The organism is Serratia sp. Nf2 (genome assembly GCF_003028435.1).
Taxonomy (GTDB): domain Bacteria; phylum Pseudomonadota; class Gammaproteobacteria; order Enterobacterales; family Enterobacteriaceae; genus Serratia; species Serratia marcescens_L.
Genome location: NZ_PYTW01000001.1, coordinates 861,838 through 887,138, shown reverse-complemented (window position 1 = coordinate 887,138; position 25,301 = coordinate 861,838). Strand labels below are relative to the sequence as shown.

Genomic DNA, 25,301 nt, shown 5'->3' with positions numbered 1-25,301 from the left:
AGAAATTCATCAATGAGTAACCAGACAGACGAGAACAGAAAAAACATCACAGGAAGCGGAAAACATCCCGCGCACTGGAGCGGCGTCTTTGCCATGACACTGTGCGTCTTCGCACTGATCGCCTCCGAATTTATGCCCGTCAGCCTGCTGACGCCGATGGCGCAGACTCTGAATGTCACCGAAGGGATGGCCGGCCAAGGGATTGCCATTTCCGGGGCATTTGCGGTGGTAACCAGCCTGTTTATTTCCGTACTGGCAGGTACGCTTAACCGGAAAATCCTGCTGCTCGGTCTGACCTGCATTATGGCGGTTTCCGGCGCAATCATTGCCATGGCTCCTAATTATCTGATCTATATGGTCGGTCGAGCCCTGATTGGCATCGTGGTCGGCGGATTTTGGTCGATGTCGGCTGCCACGGCGATGCGTTTGGTTCCGGTGCACCGAGTTCCGCTCGCGTTGGCCATTTTTAACAGCGGCAATGCACTGGCCACGGTCATCGCGGCCCCTTTGGGCAGTTGGCTCGGTTCGGTGATCGGCTGGCGCGGAGCCTTCTTTTGTCTGGTGCCGGTCGCGATCGTCGCGTTTATCTGGCAGTTGTTCAGCCTGCCCTCCATGCAGGTCACCCGGCAGAGTACCGGTGCCAGCAATGTCTTCACGCTGTTTCGCCGTCGAGTGGTCACATTAGGCATGCTGGGCGTCGGCATCTTCTTTATGGGGCAGTTCACGCTATTTACCTACATTCGGCCTTTCCTTGAAACGGTGACGAAGGTGGATGCTTCAGTGGTCACCCTGATCCTGCTGGTTATCGGTGTCGCGGGTTTCATCGGCACCACGCTGATTGGCAGGGTGCTGAAACGCGGCTTCTACTCGACCCTGATAGCCATTCCGGTGCTGATGGCCATCACCGCGTTGGCACTGATCGCTTTTGGCAGTCAGGTGGCCATCGTGATGGTGCTGCTCGGGTTGTGGGGGCTGATTTCCACCGGTGCACCGGTGGGGTGGTGGGCTTGGGTACCGCGTACCTTTCCGCAGAATGCCGAAGCCGGCGGCGGGTTGATGGTGGCGATGGTCCAGTTATCCATTGCGCTAGGTTCAACGGTAGGGGGGCTGCTTTTCGATCACCACGGCTACCAGAGCACTTTCCTGGCCAGCGTCACGATGCTGCTTATCGCGACCGGGCTGATTTTCCTGACCTCACGTGCAGACACCTCTGCCAGAGACCATTCATAAACCCAGGAGTTATGTCATGACAGTTAAAGCGTATGGCGCCCGCGGCATCCATGATGCGCAGATTGATTTCGCGTTCTGCGGTGTCTGCCATTCGGATAACGCCACCCTGGCTTAATTATAAGGAGACCATCATGAAGAAATTTACGGTAGTTCTGGGGCTGCTCATCAGTTCATTTGCCGCCTCTGCGGCGGATATGTCCGGTGGAGCCGATAATTTTTATAAAAGCGATAAGGTGACGCAGCAAAAAGTGACCTTTAAAAACCAGTATCAGATGAACGTGGTCGGCAACCTGTTTATCCCAAAATCGATAAATCAGAACGCCAAAAAGCCGGCGATCGTCGTTGGCCACCCAATGGGGGCTGTCAAGGAACAAAGCTCAACGCTGTATGCTCAAAAGCTGGCGGAGCAGGGTTTTATCACGCTGGCTATCGATCTTTCATTTTGGGGGGAAAGCGAAGGCAAACCGGGGCACCTGATTTCACCGGAAATCTACGCGGATGATTTCAGCGCGGCGGTTGATTATCTGAGTACACAGCCGTTTGTTGATCCGGAAAAAATCGGAGTGCTGGGTATCTGTGGTAGCGGAAGTTTCGTTATCAGTGCCGCGAAGATTGACCCGCGTATGAAAGCCATCGCTACCGTCAGCATGTATGACATGGGGGCTGCGTTCCGTCACGGCCTTAATCGTTCGCAGACGCTTGAACAGCGGAAGTCCTTTATCCAGTCAGCCATTGAGCAGCGTTTTGCTGAGTTCAAAGGGGGAGAGGCCGCGTATATTCCCGGCACCGTGAATAAATTGAACGCTTCTACGCCGGATATTCAGCGTGAGTTCTTTGATTTCTACCGCACCGAACGCGGTGGTTACACCCCAAAGGGTGAGAAAGAAGCACTGACGACGAAACCGATGTTGAGCAGTATCGGCAAGTTTATGAACTTCTATCCGTTCAACGATATTGAAACCATTTCACCGCGCCCGATGTTGTTTATCACCGGCGATCGGGCTCACTCAAAAGAGTTCAGCGAGGATGCATTCAAACGCGCCGGTCAGCCTAAAGAGCTTTATGTTGTACCGGGCGCAGGGCATGTCGATCTCTATGATCGTACCGACGTGATCCCTTTTGACAAACTGACAGACTTTTTCCGTAAGAACCTGCAATAACACGTTCAGTTAAGGAGCATCTGACATGAACTATAAACATCTGGGTCGTACCGGCCTGCGGGTGAGCCGCATCGGTCTCGGTACCATGAATTTCGGTGAGCTGACGGATGAGCCGGCCAGCTTCAGGATCATGGATGAAGCCGTGGATGCGGGTATCAACTTTTTCGATACCGCTGACGTCTATGGCGGGCCGCAGTCGCCGGATATGGCAAAGGGGTACGGGACATCTGAAGAAATCATCGGTAACTGGTTGGCGCTCAGTGGCCAGCGTGACCGAATCGTGTTGGCCACGAAAGTTTACCAGCCGATGGACACGGGCCCGAATGACAAATACCTGTCCGCCTACCATATTCGCCGGGCCTGTGAGGCCAGCCTGAAAAGACTGAAAACGGACCATATCGATCTCTACCAGATGCACCATATCGACCGGAACACCCCCTGGGAGGAGATCTGGCAGGCCATGGAACAGCTGATCCGTGAGGGTAAAATCAGCTACGTGGGCAGCAGTAACTTTGCCGGCTGGGATATTGCCACCGCACAGTGCACGGCTGATGCGCGCAACCTGCTGGGGCTGGCATCGGAACAGAGCCTTTACAACCTGACCCAGCGAACGGTTGAGCTTGAAGTCATTCCGGCACTGCGTCATTACGGCATTGGCCTGATCCCCTGGAGCCCGGTCGGGATGGGGATGCTAGGTGGCGTGCTGAAAAAAATTGCCGATGGCCGCCGGGCAACACCGCAGCTGCAGGCACAGATCAATCGCTTGCGGCCGCAGCTGGAGGCCTGGGAAACGCTGTGTGATGAGTTGGGGGAGGCGCCGTCAGACGTCGCGTTGGCCTGGCTGTTGCAGAACCCCGTGGTTACCGCTGTGCTCAGTGGCCCGCGCACTGCTGAACAGCTCCGTCAGAATCTCAATGCCCTGACGTTGTCCCTTTCAGGCGATACGCTCAAAAGGCTGGATACCATCTGGCCGGGACCGGGCGGGGAAGCCCCTGAAGCCTACGCATGGTAACCGTTATCCGTATTAACAATGACCGGCCTTCGGGTCGGTAATCATGTTATTTCAGTCAAATTTATTTATTACATGAATATGTTCTACTCTGCACCAATTCTTAGATGTCCGCTTTCGGCGCTACAGGCGGTCCGTTCCGTGCTAAATGCGAACCTTAGCGCTAACGTGCCTCGCTCAAGGCCGCCTCTACCCCCTCCCTATTAATATTACAAATTCTTGTATAATTCCTGCCAATACTGGGTTGACGAGTCATATCATACAGGACCACTCTGGCTATAGAATTTCCGTATTCAAAATAGGATAACGAGAGACAAGTCATGGATATCGTGAAAATTAAAGGGCGTCTGACCTTCCTTCAGAAAGCAGAAAAACTCAAAAGCGTGCTACGCAGTGCGCACTCATCTACGGGTAGAGCGGAAAGTACAGCCGAGCACTCATGGCGCCTGTGCCTGATGGCTATGATCTTTGAAAACGAGCTCGCTGGTATGGATATGCTCAGGATCCTTAAGATATGTCTCGTTCACGACCTGGGAGAAGCAATCCATGGTGACATTCCTGCTGTAGAACGAGAACTGCATCCGGATAAGAGCGAACAAGAGAAAGCCACTCTGTTGCATCTCACACATTCTCTTGGTGAAAAGCAACGGGAGGAAATTCTGTCACTTTGGCAAGAATACGAGCATGCCGCCTCGCCGGAAGCCAGGGTCGTCAAGGCACTCGATAAACTCGAAACTATCCTCCAGCACAACCAGGGGATTAATCCACCAGACTTCAATTACGAATTCAATCTGACCTATGGTCAGGAGTACACAAGCACCCATCCCTTGTTTACGTTAATGCGCGAAATCCTCGATGAGGATACGCGCCAAAAAATTGCCGAGCGTGCGCAACTGTAGTCCGAAAGATACGCGGCTATCAATATGCGAAATTTTGAGCAGGTTCCGAACCAGACGCTGGACGTCTGGGCTAACGGATATCAGTCAGCATACTTACTTTTAGAAGCGTCCGCTTTTCGCGCATAGCGAACTAAAGTTTCGCCATACCAAATAAGCCTCAGTGCGACGAAACAAATACCGAGGCAGGCTGCGCGGGCGGAACGGCGAAGTGATGCTGCATGCGTTTTATCTCCTCTGCCGGTGGCAGGCCAAACAGACGCTTGAATTCGCGGTTAAATTGCGATGGGCTTTCATAGCCAACGGCGTAACTCGCGGCGGCGGCGGTGATTTGTTGGCGCACCATCAGCATCCGTGCCTGGTGCAGGCGCACCGATTTCACATACTGCATCGGCGGCATCTGCGTTATCGCTTTGAAATGGCTATGAAAGGTCGGCACGCTCATGCCGGCCATCATCGCCAGCTGCGTCAGCGTTAACGGCTCCGCGTAAGCGGCATGGATGTGCTGCAGTGCTTTACCGATTTTGCCAAACTGGCCCTGCAAGGCCAGCGCGGCACGCATTGCGTTGCCCTGTGCGCCTGTCAGCACGCGGAAGTAGAGTTCACGCACCCGCGCCGGGCCGAGGATCGCCGCCTCAAGCGGGTTGGTCAGGACGTCAAGTAAGCGAAGAACGGCCATTTTTACCGCGCCGTCCATGGGGCTCGACATCATGCTTTGCGGCGCGACGGGAGGATGCGGGGCGCCATGCTGTTCAATCTGCAACATCAGTTCCGCGGAAAGCTGAAAATCCAGATGCATATAAATCGCCAGCAGCGGATGTGCTGTCGACGCATCGGTTTCCATCACAAACGGCACCGGCACCGAAACCGCCAGGTAGTGCTGCTCATCATATAAATAGGTCTGTTGACCGAAATAGCCGCGTTTGCTGCCCTGGCAGACAATCACGATCCCCGGATCGTAAAGCACCGGCGTTCTGGCAAGCGGGCGATCGGAACGCAAAATTCGCACATCAGGTAGGGCAGTGAGGTTGTATCCCTCTTGCACCGCAAGTCTATTCATCAGGGCAATCATGTCGGACATCCCACCACCTCATAAAATCAGGCAAGAAAAAGAGAAGATACGGCCTAAAAATGCGGCAGATCAGAGAATACCATGCAATCTTCATGGTTCATGGGAGTTCTTTTTATGGCATCTGCAAAAACGATTTTAATCACCGGCGTCAGCAGTGGCTTTGGTCAGGCGTTGGCGCGCGAAGCCCTCGCCGTCGGGCATCGTGTTATAGGGACGGTGCGCAACAGCGAAGCGCTGCAGGCTTTCGGCGCGCTCGATACGCAGCGGGCTTTTGGCTATCTGCTTGATGTCACGGACGTTGAGCGTATTGATGAGGTGGTTGGAGAGATAGAGTCCGCCGTCGGTCCGATAGATGTGCTGGTGAACAATGCCGGTTACGGCCATGAAGGCATTCTGGAAGAATCCCCGCTTGCAGAGCTGCGCCGCCAGTTTGACGTCAATGTGTTTGGCGCGGTGGCGATGATCAAAGCCGTGCTGCCGGGCATGCGCCAGCGCCGTCGCGGCCACATTATCAATATCACCTCAATGGGCAGTTTCATTACCTTGCCCGGTATCAGCTATTACTGCGGCAGCAAATTTGCACTGGAAGGGATATCAGAAACGTTAAGTAAAGAGCTTGCCCCGTTCAACCTACACGTGACCGCCGTGGCGCCCGGCTCGTTTCGAACGGACTGGGCCGGGCGTTCAATGGTGCGCAGCCCTCGCCGTCTCCCTGACTATGACGCGTTATTTGAACCTGTTCGTCAGGCGCGTCAGGAAAAAAGCGGTAAGCAACTCGGCGATCCGGTTAAGGCGGCTCACGCCATGCTGGCATTAATCGAGAGCCGGAACCCGCCAACGCATCTGTTGTTAGGCAGCGACGCATTAAGTTTAGTGCGGCAAAAGCTCGAGGCGTTAGGTCAGGAAATTGAACAATGGGAGAAACTCACCCGTTCAACGGATGGCTGACCGGTTTCGGGTAGAGAGTGTCGGGGATCATCGATGATGACCGTCCAACAGCAAAAAGCCCGCTCAGGTTTCCCTGAGCGGGCTTCTCTAAATATGGCTCCTCTGACTGGACTCGAACCAGTGACATACGGATTAACAGTCCGCCGTTCTACCGACTGAACTACAGAGGAATCGTGTGAACGGGGCGAATAATAGCGAGGCACCGTCGGCATGTCAAAGGCGGATTACACATTCTGTGACTGTTTGCTTACAGAATGCGCAACCCGTTGAGTTTTTTGGCAGATTTAGCCCTCGGGCGCCCGCTGCAGGCGCAGCTGATAGCGGTAAACGCCGGCGGTGAGCAGGTCATCCCGGTGCACGCTCGGGCTCCAGGAATCGTCGCCGCCCACCCCCATGTGGAAGCCGTCCAGATGCAGCCAGGTGCCTGCTTCCGGCTGCAGCAGATGCTGGTGGCTGCAGGCCATCAGCTGTTGCAGGCCGTAGCGGCTGAGCGAGAAGTGGAAGCGGCCGTCGATGCGCCAGCCGCCGTAGCGCAGGCTACGGGTGTCGCAGCGCAGGCCGTTCTCGCCGGGGAAAAGATACGGCGTGTGCAGATCCGCCAGCGGCAGGCGCCAGCGCCCGTGCTGCGCGGCCAGGCGGCGATCCGGGTAGTTCTCGTGCGGGCCCAGGCCCAGCCATTCCACCTGCGGTTGCACCGTCGCCAGTTGGCAGTGCAGGCCGATGCGTGCCGGCGGCGGCAGAGTATCGGCCACCTCGACCTCCACGTTTACGCTCACCGCGCCCAGCGCATCGAACAGCCACTGTTTGCGGCCGATCAGCAAAATCTGTCCGTCCACGCCGAACTGGTGTTCGCTCACCACCTGCACGCCGTTTTGCAGCGCGTCGGCCTGCAGCCGCGTGCAGCGTTCCTCCAGCCGGTACAGGCCCGCCAGCTTCCAGCGTTCGACCCAGGCGTTGGGATCGATATGGTCCGCCTCGCTGACGCCGATGTCGTTATCGATCGGCGCGCGCGCAAAGCCGTCGCGCAGCGGCGTCAGCAGCTGCGGCTGCTCATTCTGCCACCACTGCGTCAGGTGGCCGCTGCTGCGCTCGAAGCGCCAGCGCTGGTCGCCGTGGGTCAGGGTCAGCCCCCGATCGTCTTCAATCAGCGTGGGCGGCACGCCCTGCGGCGGCGGCGGCACGGGATGCAGCGCGCGCGGCACCCGCCACTGATCCCAGGCGCAGCGGTGGTGCGCTTCGGACCAGTCGGTGGCCTGCGGCTGTACCACCTCTACGTTCAACCACAGCTCGCCGGGCTGATGCAGCATCGGCAGGCGATCGAGCAGGGTGAAGCTAGCGCTGCCCTGCGGCGGCAGCGCCAGATCGAAGCTGCCGCTGGCGCGCTCCACGCCGTCCAGCTCCAGCCGCCAGTTGAGCTGCTCGTTGTCGGTGTGGCGGAACAGGTAATCGCTGGTGACGGTCAGCGTCAGCGCGGCGGCGTCGAAGGCGAAGCGGAACAGCTGCTGCGCCCGCTGCGCTTCGAACAGCGCTGGGTGCGGAGTGCGATCCGCGGACACCAGCCCGTTCAGGCAGAACTGGCGATCGTTGGGGGTATCGCCGAAGTCGCCGCCGTAGGCCCAGTACTCTTCGCCCTGGGCGTCGCGCTTGATCAGCGCCTGATCGACCCAGTCCCAGACAAAGCCGCCCTGCAGGCGCGGATAGTGGTGGAACGCGCGCCAGTAGCGCTCAAAGCCGCCGAAGCTGTTGCCCATCGCATGGGCGTATTCGCACAGGATCAGCGGCCGCTGCTCCTCCGGCAGGCCGATCCACTTGCCGATCGCCCATTTGGGCACCGCCGGGAACGGCTGATCCTGATCCACCCGCGCATACATCGGGCAGATGATGTCGGTGGCGGCGGTGTCGGCACCACCGCCTTCATATTGCACCGGGCGGGTCGGATCCTGGCTTTTCACCCAGCGGTACAGCGCGTCGTGGTTCACGCCGTGGCCGGACTCGTTGCCCAGCGACCAGATAATGATGCAGGGGTGGTTGCGATCGCGCTGCACCATGCGGGTAACGCGCTCGCTCATCGCCGGCAGCCACAGCGGATCGTCAGCCAGGCGGTTCATCGGTTGCATGCCGTGGGTCTCGATATTGGCTTCGTCTACCACGTACAGCCCATAGCGGTCGCACAGCCGATACCATAGCGGGTGGTTGGGATAGTGCGAGCAGCGCACCGCGTTGAAGTTGTGCTGTTTCATCAGCAGGATGTCGTGGCGCATCGTCGCCTCGTCCATCACCTGGCCGTGGCGCGGATGATGCTCGTGGCGGTTAACGCCGCGGATCAGCAGCGGCTGCCCGTTGAGCCTCAGCAACCCGCCGCTGATGTCCACCTGGCGGAAGCCGACGTCATAGGCCTCCACCTCGATAATCTCCCCCTCGGGTGAGAGCAGGGCGACGGTAGCGCGATACAGCGTGGGCGTTTCGGCGCTCCACAGCGCCGGGCGTTCTACCGGCAGACGCAGCGTGACGCGATCGTCATAGGCGCCACGCTCGTCCACGATCTCGCTGCCGAGTGGCTGGGTGCGTTCGGCCACCCGCGCGCCATCGCGCCACAGCTGAACCTGCACCTGCAGCGGGCCGGGCCGGCTGGCGCGCGCCGTCACCACCAGTTCGCCGCGGGTAAAGCGGTCATGCAGCGGCGTGGTGATGCGCACATCGCTCAGGTGCGCGGCGGGTTTGTGCAGCAGGCTGACGTCGCGGAAGATGCCGCTCATGCGCCACATGTCCTGATCTTCGAGATAGCTGCCGTCGCACCAGCGCAGCACCATCACCGCCAGCCGGTTTTCTCCCGGCTGCAGCCACGGGCTGAGATCGAACTCCGCCGGCAGGCGGCTGTCCTGCGAATAGCCGACCCAGTGGCCGTTGCACCACAAATAGAACGCCGAGTTGACGCCGTCGAAGATGACGCGCGTCTGGCCGGCGGCCAGCCAGGCCGGATCGACGCTGAAGGTGCGCGAGTAGCAGCCGGTCGGGTTGTCTTCCGGCACGCGCGGCGGATCGACCGGGAACGGGTAGCGCACGTTGGTATAGATCGGCGCATCGTAGCCGGCGAGCTGCCAGTTGCCCGGCACCGCCAGCGGGGCGGCGTCCGGCAGATCCTGCTGCAGCCAGCCTTCCGGCGTCGCCTCTGGGCGCGGGAAATAGCTGAAGCGCCACTCGCCGTTCAGCGACCTGCGGCTGGCGCTGGGGGCATCGTCGCGCGCGTCTTCCAGCGTGCGCCAGCTGGCGAACGGCGGGTGGGCGTCCAGCCGGCGGGAGTGGGTGCAGGCCGGGTTTTGCCAGTCACGGCGGGCGAGGATCTCGGTCAGGGAAGCAAGGGGCGCAGCGGGCATCGGCGATCGTCCAGTCGGCTAGGTGATGCTCACCAAGATGCTGACCGGCGCATAAAAAGTAAAGCGGTTACACGCAACCTTGCAAGGGCGATCAAATAACCGTTAATGCGGTTCGCCGGCGCGGTAGATCCGCTGCGGGCGGCCGACCTTGCCGTAAATGATCTCGGCGCGCAGCTGCTGCGCGGCGGTGCAAAACTCCAGATAACGGCGCGCGGTGGTGCGGCTGAGCCCCATTTTTTGCGCAACGCTTTCAGCGGTGTGGCGCGCGGCGGGTTCGGCAAACAGCGCGCGGACCTTGCCCAGCGTCAGCTCGTCGATGCCGGCGGGCAGCGCTGCCTGCTGTTCGCCGCGGGCGTAGGTGTTGAACATCTCGTCGATGCGGCGCTGGTTGAGGCGCGCTTTGTCCTTCAGCGCTTCGCGGCGCTGGCTGAAGCGCTGCAGGGTCTGGCTCAGCCGGTCATAGGCCAGCGGTTTGATCAGGTAGTCGAACACGCCGTAACGCAACGCCTCGGCCACGGTGGCCATGTCGCTGGCGGCGGTGATGAACACGATGCCGCCGCGATACCCGCTTAGCGTCAGTTCGCGCAGCAGGGTGATGCCCTGGCCGTCGGGCAGAAAGTTGTCCAGCAGGATCAGGTCCGGCTTGAAGCGCTCGGTCATGGCGCGCGCCTGCGCCAGGGTGCCGGCCAGCCAAATCTGGCGGCAGCCGCCGTTCTGGCGGATAAACTCCGCGTGCATTTCCGCCAGCGGCGTTTCGTCTTCAACGATCAGGATGTTCAGCCATTCCATAATGAAACCTACTATTGCAATCAAGATGCTAAATGAATGTAAGTAAATTGCGGCGCCAAATAAAGATTATCTCAATAATAAACACCATAAGATTAATTAAGCAAATAAAGAACATTAAATAACTTATTAACCGGAATCGGTTTGTGAAATAGGTCAATAATCGGCGTTTTTTTTCTGTTTACCATTGATTTATCGAACGCGAATTGGCGTTTATCTTCATGGTTTTTAAGGTTTTAATTATCTTGCTTAATGTTAATTAAAATGCATTTTTGTATTTAATTTGTTGTTTGCCAGTTAACCCAGAGAGCGTGTTATGTTAGGCGATGCCGTATTTAATCGGGTAAAGCGATCGGATCATAAAGCGATTTCGGAAATAAGCGCCTTCTTGCGCAGTAACGATCTGAATATCGACACCACGGTTGAAATATTTATTACCGTTACCCAGCACGACAAATTGGTCGCCTGCGGCGGCATCGCCGACAATATTATCAAATGCGTCGCCATCAGCCCGCTGATGCGCGGCGAAGGGTTGGCGCTGGCGCTGGCGACCGAGCTGGTGAACCTGGCCTACGAGCGCCACCACACCCAGCTGTTTATCTACACCAAGGTGCAGAACGAACCGCTGTTCCGCCAGTGCGGTTTCTACCCGATCGCCACCGTGCCGGGCATCGTGGTGCTGATGGAAAACAGCCCGTGTCGCCTGAAGCGCTACGCCGCCCAGCTGGCGAGCCAGCGCCGGCCGGGTGACACCATCGGCAGCATCGTGATGAACGCCAACCCCTTCACCCGCGGGCATCAGTATCTGGTGCGTCAGGCGGCCAAACGCTGCGACTGGCTGCACCTGTTTCTGGTGAAGGAAAACACCTCGCGCTTCAGCTATGAAGACCGCCGTCGGCTGGTGCTGGCCGGCACCGCCGATATCCCCAACCTCACGGTACACGAAGGCTCGCAGTACGTGATCTCGCGCGCCACCTTCCCCTGTTACTTCATCAAGGATCAGGGCGTGGCCGACGACTGTTACACCGAAATCGATCTGAAGATCTTCCGCCAGTATCTGGCGCCCGCGCTGGGCATTACGCACCGCTTCGTCGGCAACGAGCCGTTCTGCGCGGTGACCGCGAAATACAACCGCGACATGCGCTACTGGCTGGAAACGCCGGCGCTGCCCAGCCCGCCGATCGCGCTGGTGGAAATCGAGCGTTTGCAATATCAGGGCACGGCGATCTCCGCCTCCTGGGTGCGCAAGCTGCTGGCGGCGGGGGACTTCCACGCCGCCGCGCCGCTGGTGCCGCCGGACACCCTGTACTACCTGCAGGATCTGCAAACGCAGCGCCGGGCCAAGGCGGCCCCGCATCCTTTTGAGTCCGCACAATCAGGTGAATGATGAAAATTATCCGAGAAGCAATGGCCGGCACGCTGGAATCCAGCGATGTCATGGTGCGCATCGCGCCCGCCGAGGGGCCGCAGCACGATCTGTTGATCGCCAGCAGCGTGGAAAAACAGTTCGGCGCGGCGATCCGCCACACCCTGCTGGAGGTGCTGCAGCGTTATGAGGTGGAGCCGGTGCAGGTGATCGTCGATGACAAAGGCGCGCTGGACTGCGTGCTGCGCGCCCGGCTGGAAACCGCGCTGATGCGCGCCTGCGAGGGTGGCCAACTGCCGTGGGAGGCGAAAGATGAAAACGCTGAATAAAACCCGGCTGCGCCGCAGCATGCTGTTCGTTCCCGGCGCCAACGCGGCGATGGTCAGTAACGCCTTTATCTACCAGGCCGATGCCCTGATGTTCGATCTGGAAGACTCGGTGATCCTGCGTGAAAAAGACGCGGCGCGCCGGCTGGTGTACCACGCGCTGCAGCACCCGCTGTACCAGGAGGTGGAAACCATCGTGCGCGTCAATGCGCTCGACTCCGCCTACGGCCTGGCGGACCTGCAGGCGGTGGTGCGCGGCGGCGCGGACATCGTGCGCCTGCCGAAGACCGACAGCGCGCAGGACGTTATCGATATGGAACGCGAGATTGCCGCCATCGAAGCGGCCTGCGGCCGGCCGGTCGGCAGCACCGGGCTGCTGGCGGCGATCGAATCGGCGCAGGGCATCACCAACGCGGTGGCGATCGCGCACGCTTCGCCGCGCCTGATCGGCATCGCGCTGGGGGCGGAAGACTACGTGCGCAACCTGCGCACTGAGCGCTCGCCGGAGGGCATCGAGCTGCTGTTCGCCCGCTGCTCGCTGCTGCAGGCGGCGCGCGCCGCCGGCATTCAGGCGTTCGACACCGTCTATTCCGACGCCAATAACGAGGCCGGCTTCCTGCAGGAAGCGGCGCTGATCAAACAGCTCGGCTTCGACGGCAAATCGCTGATCAACCCGCGCCAGATTGAGCTGCTGCACAACCTGTACGCGCCGACCGCCAAAGAGGTGGCGCACGCGCAGCGGGTGGTGGACGCCGCCGAAGCGGCGGAGCGGGAAGGGCGCGGCGTGGTGTCGCTCAACGGAAAAATGGTCGACAGCCCGGTGATCGAACGCGCCCGGCTGGTGCTGGAGCGCGCCGCGCTGTCCGGCTTACGGGAAGAACCGGCGCAGCACGGGGAGGAAGCATGATGAACCGCCAACAACGATTGATGACCTTCGCCAACCCGGCGGATCTGTCGGGCTATCAGGACGTGTCCAAAGCCAACCTGCAGGCGCGCAAACCGCGCGATCTCAAGCTGTGCGACTCCTTGCAGGAAGCGGTGCGCCGCAGCGGACTGCAGGACGGCATGACCATTTCCTTCCACCATGCGTTTCGCGGTGGCGATTTGACCCTCAATCAGGTGATGGAGACGCTGGCGGCGATGGGGTTCCGCAACCTGACGCTGGCCTCCAGCTCGCTGACCGATTGCCATGCGCCGCTGGTTGAGCATATCCGCCACGGTGTGGTGAGCCGCATTTACACCTCCGGGCTGCGCGGCCCGCTGGCGGACGCCGTTTCGCGCGGCCTGCTGGCGGAGCCGGTGCAAATTCACTCGCACGGCGGCCGGGTCAACCTGATCGAATCCGGCGAGCTGAAGATAGACGTGGCCTTCCTCGGCGTGCCGGCCTGCGATGAGTTCGGCAACGCCAACGGCTACAGCGGTGAAGCCTGCTGCGGCTCGCTCGGCTATGCGCGGGTGGACGCCGAGGCGGCGGGCACCGTGGTGCTGCTGACCGAGCAGCTGGTGCCGTATCCGCATCATCCCGCCAGCCTGGCGCAGGATCGGGTGGATCTGATCGTGCAGCTGGAGCGGGTGGGCGACGCCGACAAGATCGGCGCCGACGCCACGCGCATGACCTCGAACCCGCGCGAGCTGCTGATCGCCCGCCGCGCCGCCGAGGTGATCGCCGGTTCCGGCTACTTCACCGAAGGCTTCTCGCTGCAAACCGGCACCGGCGGCGCCTCGCTGGCGGTGACCCGGTTCCTGGAGGACAAGATGCGCGCCCGCGGCATTCGCGCCGCGTTCGCCCTCGGCGGCATCACCTCGACCATGGTGGATCTGCACGAGAAAGGGCTGATCGGCAAGCTGCTGGATGTGCAGAGCTTCGATCGGGCGGCGGCGACCTCGCTGGCGCGCAACCCGCGCCATATCGAAATCAGCGCCAACCAGTACGCCAACTTCAGTTCCAAGGGCGCGTCGGTCGATCGGCTCGACGTGGTGGTGCTGAGCGCGCTGGAAATCGACACCGGCTTCAACGTTAACGTGCTGACCGGCTCCGACGGCGTGCTGCGCGGCGCCTCCGGCGGCCACTGCGACACCGCCGCCGCCGCGCGGCTGGCGATCATCGTCGCGCCATTGGTGCGCGGGCGCATCCCGACGCTGGTAGAGCAGGTGACCACCTGCGTCACGCCGGGCTCCAGCATCGACATTCTGGTGACCGACCACGGCATCGCCGTCAATCCGGCGCGGCCGGAGCTGGCGCAGCGCCTGCGGGAGGCCGGCCTCGAGGTAGTGAGCATCGATTGGCTGCGCGCCCGCGCGCTGCAACTGACCGGCGAACCGCAGCCGATCGCCTTTACCGACAAGGTGGTGGCGGTGGTGCGCTACCGCGACGGCTCGGTGATCGACGTGGTGCATCAGGTGGCGGAGTAAACGATGGCCGCCGTCGATCCCCAACTGGCCGCCGAACGTGCGGTCAGCCTGCCGGCGCTGCTCACCAGCCGCGAATGCCGCCAGGCGCGGCAGCAGGCGTGGCTGGCGCAGCACCAGTGCACGCTGCTGGTGCTGACGCTGGTGGTGCCCGGCCCGGTGAAGGACAGCGCGCTGACGCGCGGCATCTTCAATCTGGGGTGGGCGGCGTTGCTGCGGCTGTGCGCCGAACAGGGTTGGCCCAGCCCGCAGGCCGAGGCGCTGGCGCTCGCCACCGGCTGCGAAGGGTTTGTCGCGCTGCGCGCCGATGCCCAGCGGGTGAAGGACTGCGCCATGCAGCTGGAGGTGAGCCGCCCGATCGGCCGGCTGTGGGATATCGACGTGCTGGATACGCAGGGGCGCATTTTGTCGCGCCGTGACATCGGCCTGCCGGAACGGCGCTGCCTGCTGTGCGGCCAACCGGCCAAGATCTGCGCCCGCCAGCGGCGGCACAGCAGCGAGCAGTTGCTGCATGAAATGGAAAGGATGTTCAACGATGCGATCTCTGCCGATTAACCTGCCTGCCCACCGTGCCGAACCGGCCTGCGACTTCGCCCGCGCCGCTTTCCGTGCGTTGCTGGTGGAGGTCAACCTCACGCCCAAGCCGGGGCTGGTGGATCGCCATAACACCGGCGCCCACCGCGACATGGATCTCGGGCACTTCTATCGCAGCGCCCGCGCCATCGGCGTGTGGCTGCCGCGCTTTATCCAACGCGGGCGCGAAGACGGGGCTTTGCCGGCAGAGCAGCAGCTGGCGCGGCTGCGGCCGCTCGGCCTGGCCTGCGAAAACCAGATGTTTCGCGCCACCGGCGGCATTAACACCCACAAGGGCAGCGTGTTCTCGCTCGGGTTGCTGTGCACCGCCTTCGGCCGCCTGCAGCAGCAGGGCCGCGCCATCGACGCCGAAGCGCTGTGCGCCGAGGTGGCGGCGATGTGCCGGGGGCTGGTGGACCGCGAGCTGCGGCGCAACAACGCCGGGCAGACCGCCGGCCAGCGGCTGTTCGCCGCGCACGGGCTGAGCGGCGCACGCGGCGAGGCGGAGGCTGGTTTCCGGCTGGTCATTGACGGCGCGCTGCCGCTGTATCGGCGACGGCTGGCCGCCGGCGGCGGCGAACAGCGAGCGCTGCTGGACAGCCTGCTGTGGCTGATGGCCCACAACGACGACACCAATGTCGCCTCGCGCGGCGGCCTGCACGGGCTGCGCTGGCTGCGGCGCCGGGCGGCATTGCTGCTGGCGCAGGGCGGCTCGGCGGGGGAGGCGGGTCTGGCGCGCCTGCGGCACTTCGATGCCGACTGCATCGCCCGCAACCTCAGTCCCGGCGGCAGCGCCGACCTGTTGATAGTGACCTGGCTGCTGGCGCAGCTGGGTGCCCAAGAATAATAACCAAGCCTTCAGGAGAGTCTCTATGTCCCAAACCCAGGAAAAGATCTGGAAAGCGATAGCGCCGCTGGCGGTGCTCGCGATCCTGTTATTGATACCGGTGCCCGACGGCATGCCGCCGCAGGCCTGGCACTACTTCGCCATCTTCGTGGCGATGATCGTCGGCATGATTCTGGAGCCGATCCCGGCCACCGCCATCAGCTTTATCGCAGTGACCGTCAGCGTGCTGAGCGCCAACTGGGTGCTGTTCGGCGCGCAGGAGCTGGCGGAGCCGGGCTTCAAGGCCGGTAAAGAGGCGCTGAAATGGGGGCTGGCGGGCTTCTCCAGCACCACCGTCTGGCTGGTGTTCGGCGCCTTTATCTTCGCGCTGGGCTACGAGGCCACCGGGCTGGGGCGGCGCATCGCGCTGTTCCTGGTGAAGTTCATGGGCAAGCGCACGCTGACGCTGGGCTATGCGGTGGTGATCATCGATATCCTGCTGGCGCCGTTCACGCCGTCCAACACCGCGCGCACCGGCGGCACGGTATTCCCGGTGGTGAAAAACCTGCCGCCGCTGTTCGATTCCTTCCCCAACGATCCCTCTTCACGCCGCATCGGCGGTTACCTGATGTGGATGATGGTGGTCGGCACCAGCATCAGCTCCTCGATGTTCGTCACCGGCGCCGCGCCGAACGTGCTGGGCATCGAGTTCGTCGGCAAGATCGCCGGGGTGCACATCAGCTGGATGCAGTGGTTCCTGGCGTTCCTGCCGGTCGGCCTGCTGCTGCTGATCATCGCGCCGCTGATCTCCTACTACCTGTACAAACCGGGCGTGACCCACAGCAGCGAAGTGGCCGCCTGGGCGGATACCGCGCTGGGGGAAATGGGCAAGCTGACGCGCAAGGAATACACCCTGATCGGCCTGGTGCTGCTCAGCCTGTGCCTGTGGGTGTTCGGCGGCAAAATGCTGGACGCCACCGCGGTGTGTCTGTTGGCGGTGTCGCTGATGCTGGCGCTGCACGTGGTGTCGTGGAAAGAGATCACCAAATATTCCAGCGCCTGGAACACGCTGGTTAACCTGGCGACGCTGGTGGTGATGGCCAACGGCCTGACGCGCTCCGGCTTTATCGACTGGTTCGCCCAGACCATGAGCACCCACCTGGACGGCTTCTCGCCGAACATGACGGTGGTGGCGCTGGTGCTGGTGTTCTACTTCGCCCACTACCTGTTCGCCAGCCTGTCGGCGCACACCGCCACTATGCTGCCGGTGATCCTGGCGGTCGGCAAAGGGCTGCCGGGCGTGCCGATGGAGCAGCTGTCGATGCTGCTGGTGCTGTCGATCGGTATCATGGGCGTGCTGACGCCGTACGCCACCGGGCCGGGGGTGATCATCTACGGCTGCGGCTACGTGAAGTCGAAAGACTACTGGCGCCTGGGCGGCATTCTCGGCGTGGTGTACATTGCCGCGCTGCTGCTGATCGGCTGGCCGATCATGAGCCTGTGGTACTGAGTTGAAGCCACGCGGCCACCGCCCGGTGGCCGCGGTTACGATCCTTTCCCGTGAACCCTGTCACACACTTGTCACACTAACCCCGCCATCATACTCGGGCAAACGCTAACATCTTAAAAACAATCATTTTCCGGGAGCCTCTGCGGATGAGAAAAAAAACGTTATTGCTGTGCCTGCCTTTGTTATTCACCGGGAGCGCGCTGGCAGACGCCGGCGGTTATCAGCTGGAACAGGTGCTGGTCATGAGCCGCCATAACCTGCGCGCGCCGCTGGCCAACAACGGCAGCGTGCTGGCGCAGTCTACGCCGAAGGCCTGGCCGGCCTGGGAAACGCCGGGCGGCCAGCTGACCACCAAGGGCGGGGTGCTGGAAGTGTATATGGGGCACTACTTCAACGCCTGGCTGAAACAGACCGGCCTGTTGCCGCAAGAGGGCTGCCCGACCGCCGGCAGCGTGTATGTCTACGCCAACAGCCTGCAGCGCACGGTGGCCACGGCGCAGTTCTTCAGCAACGGCGCGTTCCCCGGCTGTGACGTCAGCGTGCACCATCAGGACAAGATGGGCGAGATGGATCCGACCTTCAACCCGATCATCACCGACACCAGCGAGGCCTTCAACCAGCAGGCGCTGGCGGCGATGAACGCCGCGCTGGGCTCGCTGAAGCTGGACGCGGCTTACCAACAGCTGGCGAAGATCATCGACTACAAGGATTCCGCCGCCTGCAAGACCGACAAACACTGTGACTTGACCAAAGAAGCCAGCGTGATGAGCGCGGTGCCGGGCAAAGAGCCGGGCGTCTCCGGCCCGCTGCGGGTGGGCAACTCGCTGGTGGACGCCTTTATGCTGCAGTATTACGAAGGTTTCCCGATGAAAGAGGTGGCCTGGGGCAAAATCGCCACCCCGCACCAGTGGCAGCAGCTGGCGCAGCTGAAAGACGGCTATCAGGACTCGCTGTTCACCTCGCCGGTGGTGGCGCAGAACGTCGCCAAGCCGCTGCTGACCTATATCAACAACGCGCTGCTCGGCGAGCGCAAACCGGACGCGCCGAAGCTGACGGTGCTGGTCGGCCACGATTCCAATATTGCCTCGCTGTTGTCGGCCATGCAGTTCCAGCCGTATCAGCTGCCGCAGCAATACGAGAAAACGCCGATCGGCGGCAAACTGGTGTTCCAGCGCTGGCGCGACGCGCAGAACGACCGTGAATTGCTGAAGATCGAGTACGTCTATCAGTCCACCGAACAGCTGCGCAAGGCGACGCCGCTGACGCTGCAAACCCCGCCGCAGCGGGTAACGCTGGCGCTGAAAGGCTGCCCGATCGACAAAGACGGTTTCTGCGCCTGGAGCGATTTCGAGAAGACCATGAAAGGCATCTTGTAATGCCCAGCCTCTCTCCCGACCGCGGGGGAGAGGCCTCTCCCCATCCCGGCTAACGCGCCGCCGTGCGGGCCTTAACGCCATTTATTTTGCCCAGGGTCATTGTTGCAGGCCGTTTCGGGGGCTAACATCATCAGCCTGCCTGCTTATCATGGATACCGCCGTTGCCCACTTTTATCCGCAATATCGAATTTTTCACGCCGGACGGCTATCCGGGCCAGGTGGCGCGCTGCCATTTTGCGCTGGCGGAGTATCGTGACGAGAGTTTTCCCGAGGCGGGCTTTGCGCTGCCGGATCATCTGGCGCGCGCGGTGCCGAAGCGCCGCGCGGAGTATCTGGCCGGGCGTTTTCTGGCGCGGCAACTGTTGGCGCCGCTCGGTTTTGCCGATTTCATCCTGGCGCGCGGCGAAGATCGCGCGCCGCAGTGGCCGCCGGGCATCGCCGGGGCGCTGAGCCATAATTCGGATACCGCGCTGTGCGCTGTGCACCGCGAGAGCGGGCTGGGCGGCGTTGGGCTGGATGTGGAGACGCTGCTCTCCGACGTGCGGGCGGAGGAGCTGTGGGGGGCGATCGTTTCGGCGGGGGAGCGCGAGGCGTTGCTGCGCGAGGCGCTGCCGTTCAATGAACTGCTGACGCTGACGTTTTCCGCCAAAGAAAGCCTGTTCAAGGCGCTTTATCCGCAGGTGCGCTGTTACTTCGATTTTCTCGATGCGCGCATGGTCGCCGTGGATACGCAGCGGCAGACGTTTGTATTAGCGTTGCTTAAGACGCTGACGCCAAATTGCCTCGCCGGCCGCCGGTTTAACGGGCGTTTTTGGCGTGAAGGTGACGACGTCACGACTTTTATTTTCTGTTAAAATACAATAATAACAGTGTGTTATTTCTTGCTGCGCCATAAATCGGATTTGCCGCGGCGGGTGGAAAGATTCATTCATCGGAGATTGACCCACGGTGGGGATCCGGTGTAATTTATCCTCCTTTTATAGCTAATGATAATTATTCGCATAAACATTATCATTGGTAAGGCGCAACAAAGGAGTGGTCTTGTGGCGACACTGACGACAGAAAACCAAACCTTCCCCGGGTTTGTGTACGCCGAACAATCGACCTTTTTGTACCGGTCTGAATTCCGTTCCCTCTCCGCCGACGGCGTGTTCGAGCGTATCGAGACGCCGGCGTTCGGCGGCGAGCAGGAAGGCAGCGCGCTGACGCAGCATATCCGCCAGGCGCTGGCGCGCGCCAAAGCCGCCGGCCAGGAGACGCCGGTGGTGGTGGGCGCCATTCCGTTCGATACGCGCCGACCTTCCAGCCTGTACGTGCCTGAAAACTGCCAGTTTGTCGCCAACGACAGCTTTACCCGCGCCGCGCGCCCGATGCTGCAACAGCCGCATCGCCTGGCCGCCTGCACCAGCATTCCGGACGAGCCGCGCTTCAAGCATGCGGTGGCGGAAGCGGTCAGCCGCTTTAAACAGGGCAAGCTGGACAAGGCGGTGCTGTCGCGCATCCTCGACATTGAGCTGGAGCAGCCGGTGGCGGGCCACCAGATCCTCAATAACCTGATGGTGCAGAACCCGACCGGTTATCACTTTTCCCTGCCGCTGGCCGATGGCGGCGTGCTGATCGGCGCCAGCCCGGAACTGCTGATCCGCAAGCAGGGCGGCGAGATCCACACCAATCCGCTGGCGGGCTCCGCGCGCCGTCAGGACGATCCGCAGCAGGATCGCCTCGGCAGCGAGCGCCTGATGCGCTCGACCAAAGACAAATACGAACACAAGCTGGTGATCGACGACATTCGCCGCCACCTGGCGCCATTGTGCGCCAGCCTGAGCGTGCCCAGCGGCCCGTCGCTGCTCAGCACCGGCACCATGTGGCACCTGTCCACCCGCATTCGCGGCGAGCTGCTGAACCCGAATCTCAACGTGATGCAGCTGGCCTGCCTGCTGCATCCGACGCCGGCGCTGTGCGGCTTCCCGACCGAGAGCGCCCGCCAACTGATCGCCGATCTGGAACCGCACGATCGCGGCCTGTTCAGCGGCATCGTCGGCTGGTGCGACGCCAACGGCGACGGCGAGTGGGCGATCGTCATCCGCAGCGGCCTGCTGCGCGGCAACCGGGTGCGGCTGTTCGCCGGCGCGGGCATCGTCGCCGCTTCGACGCCGCAGTCCGAGTGGATGGAAACCGCCGCCAAACTGGGCACCATGCTCAACGCTTTCGGCCTGAACAGCGGCGCGCTGTAGGCCTCTTTGCGGCGCAGTGCACGCCGCGTCATACGCTTTCGCAGGAGACAACGATGAACAACAACATGACCCGGCAGCTTGCCCGGATGGCGGTGTGCGCATGAGCATTCAGATGGATTTCACCGGCAAACGCGTGTGGGTGACCGGCGCGGCGCGCGGCATCGGCGAGCAGATCGCCCGGCATTTTTTGACGCAGGGCGCCGAGGTGGTGGGATTTGACCGCGAGTTCGCCAACCTGGATCTGCCTTACCCTTGCGTGACGCTGGACATCAGCCGGCCGGAGCAGGTGGAGGCGGTGTGCCGCCAACAGCTGGCGGAGAACCCGCGACTGGACGTGTTGGTCAACGCCGCCGGCATTCTGCGCATGGGCAATACCGAAGATCTGAGCGTGGATGACTGGCATCAGTGCATCAACGTCAACGCCTCGGGGGCGTTTTACCTGTTCCGCGCCGTGCTGCCGCACTTCAAGGCGCAGCGCAACGGGGCGATCGTCAGCATCGGCTCCAACGCCGCGCACGTGCCGCGCGCGCAGATGGCGGCCTACTGCGCCTCCAAGGCGGCGCTGACCAGCCTGAACCACTGTGTGGGGTTGGAGATGGCGCCGTTCGGCGTGCGCTGCAATCTGGTGTCGCCGGGCTCGACCGACACGCCGATGCAGCGCGGCATGTGGCAAACCGACGACGCGCAACAACGCACCATCGCCGGCTTCCCCGAGATGTTCAAGCTGGGGATCCCGCTGGGCAAAATCGCCCGCCCGGATGAGATCGCCAACGCGGTGTTGTTCCTGGCCTCCGATTTGGCCAGCCATATTACCATGCAGGACATCGTGATTGACGGCGGCGCGACGCTGGCCGCCTGAGTCAGACCCGCTGGCGGCGCAGCAGGTGCTGCGCGCCTTCCGCCGCCAGCAGCAGCACCGCCAGCCAGATCGCCAGATAGGTTGGCCATTCGCTTTGGCCGATGCTTTCGCCGAGCAGCAGTGCGACGATCACCAGCAGCACCGGTTCCACATAGCTCAGCAGGCCGAACAGGCTGAACGGCAGCAGGCGGCTGGCGAGGATGTAACACACCAGCGCCACGGCGCTGATGATGCCGAGCAGCGGAATGCGCCAATACAGCTCGGCATTAATTTTCAGCGCCGCCGCGCCGCCGTCGCCGAAGGCGAACCAGGCCGCCGCCGGCAGCATCAGCGCCAGCTCGCACCACAGCCCGCCGAGATTGTCGGTGCCGAAACGCCGCCGCAAAATAAAGTAGAACGGATAGCCCAGCGCCACCACCAGCGTCGGCCACGAGACGCCGCCCGCCTGATACAGCTCATTGCCCACCCCCACCATGGCGCACGCCACCGCCAGTTTTTGCAGCAGCGACAGCCGATCGCGGTAGATCAAACGGCCCGCCAGCACCATGGTCAGCGGCAGCAGAAAATAGCCGAGCGACACGTCGAGCGCCTTGCCGTGCAGCGGCGCCCACAGGAACAGCCACAGCTGCACCCCCAGCAGCGCCGAGGTGAGCAGCAGGCCCAGCAGGCGCTGCGGCCGTTGGCCGATCCAGGCCAGCGTGTCGCCCACTTTGCGCCAATCGCCGGACAGCGCCATAAACAGCGTCAGGAACGGCAGCGTCAGCAGCGTGCGCCAGCCGTAGACCTGCTCGCCGTTCAGCGGGGTGAGGGTAGAGGTGAAGTAATACATCGCGCCGAACAAGATAGAGGCGACGACCGAAAGAGTGATGCCCTTAATCACACGCATTCCTGGTGAGTGATTGATTTTATGGCGGCTACTGTAGAGAAATTTGCCGCCAACGACAATGGCGTTGCCGGGCGCTGGACAATCGGCGGCGGCGGGTTACAATGAGTACTGTGTATTCATACAGGTTTTGGCGATGACAATCGATCTTTTTGAAGACGCGCTGCCGCCGCCGTGGCGCGAAGAGATCGCCCCCGGCGCGGTGGTGATGCACGGCTTCGTGCGCGATCACGGGCCGGAACTGCTGGCGGCGGTGCAGGGCGTAGTCGCCCAAGTGCCGTGGCGGCATTTGACCACGCCCGGCGGGCACGTGATGTCGGTGGCGATGAGCTGGTGCGGCAACGGCTGGACCAGCGACAGCCGCGGCTACCGCTATTCGGAACGCGACGCGCGCAGCGGCAAACGCTGGCCGGCCATTCCGCCCATCCTGATGGCGCTGGCGGACGAAGCCGCGCAACAGGCGGGCTTCGGCCCCTTCGTGCCGGACTCTTGCCTGATGAACCGCTACGATCCCGGTAGCAAGCTGTCGCTGCATCAGGATAAAGACGAGCACGACTTCGGTGCGCCGATCGTCTCGGTGTCGCTCGGGCTGCCGGCGGTGTTTCAGTTCGGCGGGTTGCAACGCAGCGACCGAGCGCGGCGTATCCCCTTGGCGCACGGCGATGTGGTGGTATGGGGCGGCCCGGCGCGGCTCTGTTTTCACGGCATCCTGCCGGTCAAGGAAGGCTACCACTCGCTGGTGGGGCCGCACCGCATCAACATCACGCTACGCAAGGCGCTTTAGCTGCGGCTCCTGCGCCAGGCAGGCGACGAGATAGTCGATAAACACCCGCAGTTTGGGCGGCAGATACTGGTTAGGCGCGTAAAGCAACCACAGGCCGCCGTGATAGCTGCTGAGGAAATCCCACTCCGGCAACACCTGCACGATCTCGCCGTCGTCGAGCGCCTGGCGGGCGGTAAAATACGGCAGGCTACCGATGCCGATATGCTGTTTCACCGCGTCCAGCCGCACGCCGGTGTGGTTGGCGGCGTAGCGGCCGCGCACGTTGACCGTCACCGTTTTGCCGCTGCGGCGGAACTTCCATTGCGCGTCGCTCGGCGTTTCGCCCAGATAGATGCAGCTGTGCGCCGCCAGATCGTGCGGGTGCTGCGGCGTGCCGTGCTGCGCCAGGTAGTGCGGCGTGGCGCACAGCAGATGGTCTATTCTCATCAACTGGCGGCCGATCAACCCGGGCGACGGGCGATCGGTGATGCGCAGCGCCAGATCGACCCGATCGTCGATCAAATCCATGTAGCGATCTTCCAGCCGCAGCCTCACGTCCACCTTCGGGTAGCGGCGCAGGAACTCCGGCATGTGCGGATGCAGCACGAAGCGACCCACCGCCTTGGGCACGCTGACGCTGACCAGCCCTTCGGGCTCCACGGCGCCGCGCCCGCCGATCGCCATGACCGCGTCGGCCGCCGCCAGCAGGGTGCGGCAGTGCGCAAACGCCTCTTCGCCGCTTTCGCTCAGCCGCAGTTTGCGGGTGGTGCGGTGCAACAGCTGCAGCGCCAGCGCCTGCTCGAGCTTCGCCACGCTGCGGCTGACGGCGGAAGGCGAAGTGCCCAGTTTACGGGCGGCGGCGGAAAAACTGCCGCTCTCTACCACCTGAACGAAAACGGCCATTTCGGGCAGCAGGGCGTAAGAAAGATTTGTGCTCATGACGCAAAGGTCCATTGTGATGGCGGTGGATTATCCCTCGATTATGACATGAATATAATGGCTCTTCGAACCGAGGAGAAAAATGATGATCGAACGACGTTATTACTACAGCGACGATGTACAGGGCCAGGCGCAGGTGTTGAGCTGCGCGCCGGCCGAGGCGGGCGCTTACGCCGTAGAGCTCGATGCCACGCTGTTCCACCCGCAGGGCGGTGGCCAGCCGTCCGACGTGGGGACGTTAGGCGGCGTCGCCGTGCTGCGGGTGCAGCAGCAAGGGGATACCGTGCTGCACTTTACCGCTGCGCCGCTGCCGCTCGGGCCGGTTACGATGCAAATCGATGAAGCGCAGCGCCGCCTGCACGCCCGCTGGCACTCCGGCGGGCATCTGATCGGCTGGCTGGGAGAAACCCGAGGCTGGCGGCCGGTCAAGGCGCATCATTGGCCGGGGGAAGGGCGCATCACGTTTACGCCAGGGACGGATGCTCAGACGGTAGAAGCGGACTTTTTGCAGGCGGAGCTGGCGCGCTTGATCGCTGCCGATTTACCCCGCCGCCAACAGGCGGTGGAGGGGATGCGCCAGGTCGGTTTCGGTGAACTGCCCGCCTACGGCTGCGGCGGCACCCATGTCGCCACGCTGGCGGAGGTGGGGGCGGTGATCGTCACCGGTGTCAAAATGAAGAAAGGGCAGCTGATCGTGCAGTATGAGCTGGGGTGAATACCCTTGATTATCGTACCCTGTACGAGTGGGCTGGAGGGAACGAT

The 25,301-nt window shown here is 62.1% G+C and carries 23 protein-coding genes and 1 tRNA gene; 18 read left to right on the top strand and 6 right to left on the bottom strand.

Annotation, left to right across the window (positions count from 1 at the left end; genetic code table 11):
• The first annotated feature begins 12 nt into the window (after nucleotides 1-12).
• The 4 genes from C9411_RS04240 to C9411_RS04225 all read left to right on the top strand — a co-directional run bounded on the left by C9411_RS04240 (nucleotide 13) and on the right by C9411_RS04225 (nucleotide 4,298).
• Nucleotides 13-1,230, top strand: coding sequence for an MFS transporter (locus tag C9411_RS04240; RefSeq protein WP_107226482.1), 1,218 nt, complete (start codon nucleotides 13-15; stop codon nucleotides 1,228-1,230).
• 131 nt (nucleotides 1,231-1,361) lie between these two features.
• Nucleotides 1,362-2,390 (top strand): alpha/beta hydrolase, encoded by a 1,029-nt coding sequence (locus C9411_RS04235; RefSeq protein ID WP_107226481.1) that lies wholly within the window; start codon nucleotides 1,362-1,364, stop codon nucleotides 2,388-2,390.
• 25 nt (nucleotides 2,391-2,415) lie between these two features.
• Complete coding sequence (locus tag C9411_RS04230) at nucleotides 2,416-3,402, top strand: aldo/keto reductase (RefSeq protein WP_107226480.1); 987 nt, start codon at nucleotides 2,416-2,418, stop codon at nucleotides 3,400-3,402.
• Between the two features lie 317 nt (nucleotides 3,403-3,719).
• Nucleotides 3,720-4,298 carry an HD domain-containing protein gene (locus tag C9411_RS04225; protein ID WP_107226479.1) on the top strand — a complete coding sequence of 193 codons (579 nt, stop codon included), beginning with the start codon at nucleotides 3,720-3,722 and terminating at the stop codon, nucleotides 4,296-4,298.
• A gap of 157 nt (nucleotides 4,299-4,455) precedes the next feature.
• On the opposite strand, the gene C9411_RS04220 is transcribed toward C9411_RS04225, so the two are convergent.
• Nucleotides 4,456-5,376 (bottom strand): AraC family transcriptional regulator, encoded by a 921-nt coding sequence (locus C9411_RS04220; protein WP_107226478.1) that lies wholly within the window; start codon nucleotides 5,374-5,376, stop codon nucleotides 4,456-4,458.
• A gap of 105 nt (nucleotides 5,377-5,481) precedes the next feature.
• On the opposite strand from C9411_RS04220, the gene C9411_RS04215 reads away from it, so the two are divergent.
• Complete coding sequence (locus tag C9411_RS04215) at nucleotides 5,482-6,315, top strand: oxidoreductase (RefSeq protein WP_107226595.1); 834 nt, start codon at nucleotides 5,482-5,484, stop codon at nucleotides 6,313-6,315.
• A 94-nt stretch (nucleotides 6,316-6,409) separates the two neighbouring features.
• Here the strand turns inward: C9411_RS04215 and C9411_RS04210 are convergent.
• The 3 genes from C9411_RS04210 to dpiA form a co-directional block, all read right to left on the bottom strand.
• Nucleotides 6,410-6,485, bottom strand: a tRNA-Asn gene (locus C9411_RS04210).
• Between the two features lie 114 nt (nucleotides 6,486-6,599).
• Nucleotides 6,600-9,689 (bottom strand): beta-galactosidase, encoded by a 3,090-nt coding sequence (locus C9411_RS04205; RefSeq protein ID WP_107226477.1) that lies wholly within the window; start codon nucleotides 9,687-9,689, stop codon nucleotides 6,600-6,602.
• Nucleotides 9,690-9,791: 102 nt separating this feature from the next.
• Nucleotides 9,792-10,478, bottom strand: coding sequence for a two-component response regulator DpiA (dpiA, locus tag C9411_RS04200; RefSeq protein ID WP_021505854.1), 687 nt, complete (start codon nucleotides 10,476-10,478; stop codon nucleotides 9,792-9,794).
• A gap of 313 nt (nucleotides 10,479-10,791) precedes the next feature.
• Here dpiA and citC point away from each other — a divergent pair, with 313 nt between their 5' ends.
• The 11 genes from citC (at nucleotide 10,792) to dhbA (ending at nucleotide 21,954) form a co-directional block, all read left to right on the top strand.
• Nucleotides 10,792-11,862, top strand: a complete 1,071-nt coding sequence (gene citC / locus C9411_RS04195) for a [citrate (pro-3S)-lyase] ligase (protein ID WP_004940809.1) — start codon at nucleotides 10,792-10,794, stop codon at nucleotides 11,860-11,862.
• Nucleotides 11,862-12,170 carry a citrate lyase acyl carrier protein gene (gene citD / locus C9411_RS04190; protein WP_019452464.1) on the top strand — a complete coding sequence of 103 codons (309 nt, stop codon included), beginning with the start codon at nucleotides 11,862-11,864 and terminating at the stop codon, nucleotides 12,168-12,170. The genes citC and citD overlap by 1 nt, the downstream gene beginning before the upstream one ends.
• Nucleotides 12,154-13,074 (top strand): citrate (pro-3S)-lyase subunit beta, encoded by a 921-nt coding sequence (gene citE / locus C9411_RS04185; RefSeq protein WP_044030873.1) that lies wholly within the window; start codon nucleotides 12,154-12,156, stop codon nucleotides 13,072-13,074. Before citD ends, citE begins: the two co-directional genes overlap by 17 nt.
• Nucleotides 13,074-14,579, top strand: a complete 1,506-nt coding sequence (gene citF, locus C9411_RS04180) for a citrate lyase subunit alpha (protein ID WP_063989207.1) — start codon at nucleotides 13,074-13,076, stop codon at nucleotides 14,577-14,579. Before citE ends, citF begins: the two co-directional genes overlap by 1 nt.
• Before the next feature lie 3 nt (nucleotides 14,580-14,582).
• Nucleotides 14,583-15,131, top strand: coding sequence for a citrate lyase holo-[acyl-carrier protein] synthase (gene citX / locus C9411_RS04175; RefSeq protein WP_063989208.1), 549 nt, complete (start codon nucleotides 14,583-14,585; stop codon nucleotides 15,129-15,131).
• Nucleotides 15,112-15,996 carry a triphosphoribosyl-dephospho-CoA synthase CitG gene (gene citG, locus C9411_RS04170; protein ID WP_107226476.1) on the top strand — a complete coding sequence of 295 codons (885 nt, stop codon included), beginning with the start codon at nucleotides 15,112-15,114 and terminating at the stop codon, nucleotides 15,994-15,996. The genes citX and citG overlap by 20 nt, the downstream gene beginning before the upstream one ends.
• A 25-nt stretch (nucleotides 15,997-16,021) precedes the next feature.
• Nucleotides 16,022-17,485 (top strand): anion permease, encoded by a 1,464-nt coding sequence (locus C9411_RS04165; RefSeq protein WP_004940821.1) that lies wholly within the window; start codon nucleotides 16,022-16,024, stop codon nucleotides 17,483-17,485.
• 146 nt (nucleotides 17,486-17,631) lie between these two features.
• A complete protein-coding gene (agp, locus tag C9411_RS04160) occupies nucleotides 17,632-18,861 on the top strand; it encodes a bifunctional glucose-1-phosphatase/inositol phosphatase (protein ID WP_107226475.1) in 1,230 nt (409 codons plus the stop codon).
• Nucleotides 18,862-19,022: 161 nt separating this feature from the next.
• Nucleotides 19,023-19,715, top strand: a complete 693-nt coding sequence (locus C9411_RS04155) for a 4'-phosphopantetheinyl transferase (RefSeq protein ID WP_107226474.1) — start codon at nucleotides 19,023-19,025, stop codon at nucleotides 19,713-19,715.
• Nucleotides 19,716-19,904: 189 nt separating this feature from the next.
• On the top strand, nucleotides 19,905-21,095 hold the full coding sequence (locus C9411_RS04150; RefSeq protein WP_107226473.1) for an isochorismate synthase MenF: 1,191 nt from the start codon (nucleotides 19,905-19,907) through the stop codon (nucleotides 21,093-21,095).
• Nucleotides 21,096-21,195: 100 nt separating this feature from the next.
• Nucleotides 21,196-21,954: a 2,3-dihydro-2,3-dihydroxybenzoate dehydrogenase gene (gene dhbA, locus C9411_RS04145; RefSeq protein WP_107226472.1), complete on the top strand. Its 759-nt coding sequence runs from the start codon at nucleotides 21,196-21,198 to the stop codon at nucleotides 21,952-21,954.
• 1 nt (nucleotide 21,955) lies between these two features.
• Here dhbA and rarD read toward each other — a convergent pair whose 3' ends face one another.
• Nucleotides 21,956-22,834, bottom strand: a complete 879-nt coding sequence (gene rarD, locus C9411_RS04140) for an EamA family transporter RarD (protein WP_107226471.1) — start codon at nucleotides 22,832-22,834, stop codon at nucleotides 21,956-21,958.
• Between the two features lie 139 nt (nucleotides 22,835-22,973).
• Here rarD and alkB point away from each other — a divergent pair, with 139 nt between their 5' ends.
• Complete coding sequence (gene alkB / locus C9411_RS04135; RefSeq protein ID WP_019452474.1) at nucleotides 22,974-23,621, top strand: DNA oxidative demethylase AlkB; 648 nt, start codon at nucleotides 22,974-22,976, stop codon at nucleotides 23,619-23,621.
• Here alkB and C9411_RS04130 read toward each other — a convergent pair.
• Nucleotides 23,604-24,539 (bottom strand): LysR family transcriptional regulator, encoded by a 936-nt coding sequence (locus C9411_RS04130; RefSeq protein WP_033647920.1) that lies wholly within the window; start codon nucleotides 24,537-24,539, stop codon nucleotides 23,604-23,606. The genes alkB and C9411_RS04130 overlap by 18 nt on opposite strands.
• Nucleotides 24,540-24,624: 85 nt before the next feature.
• Between C9411_RS04130 and C9411_RS04125 the strand changes: the two genes are divergently transcribed.
• On the top strand, nucleotides 24,625-25,254 hold the full coding sequence (locus C9411_RS04125; RefSeq protein ID WP_063989225.1) for a hypothetical protein: 630 nt from the start codon (nucleotides 24,625-24,627) through the stop codon (nucleotides 25,252-25,254).
• The last annotated feature ends 47 nt before the right edge of the window (nucleotides 25,255-25,301 follow it).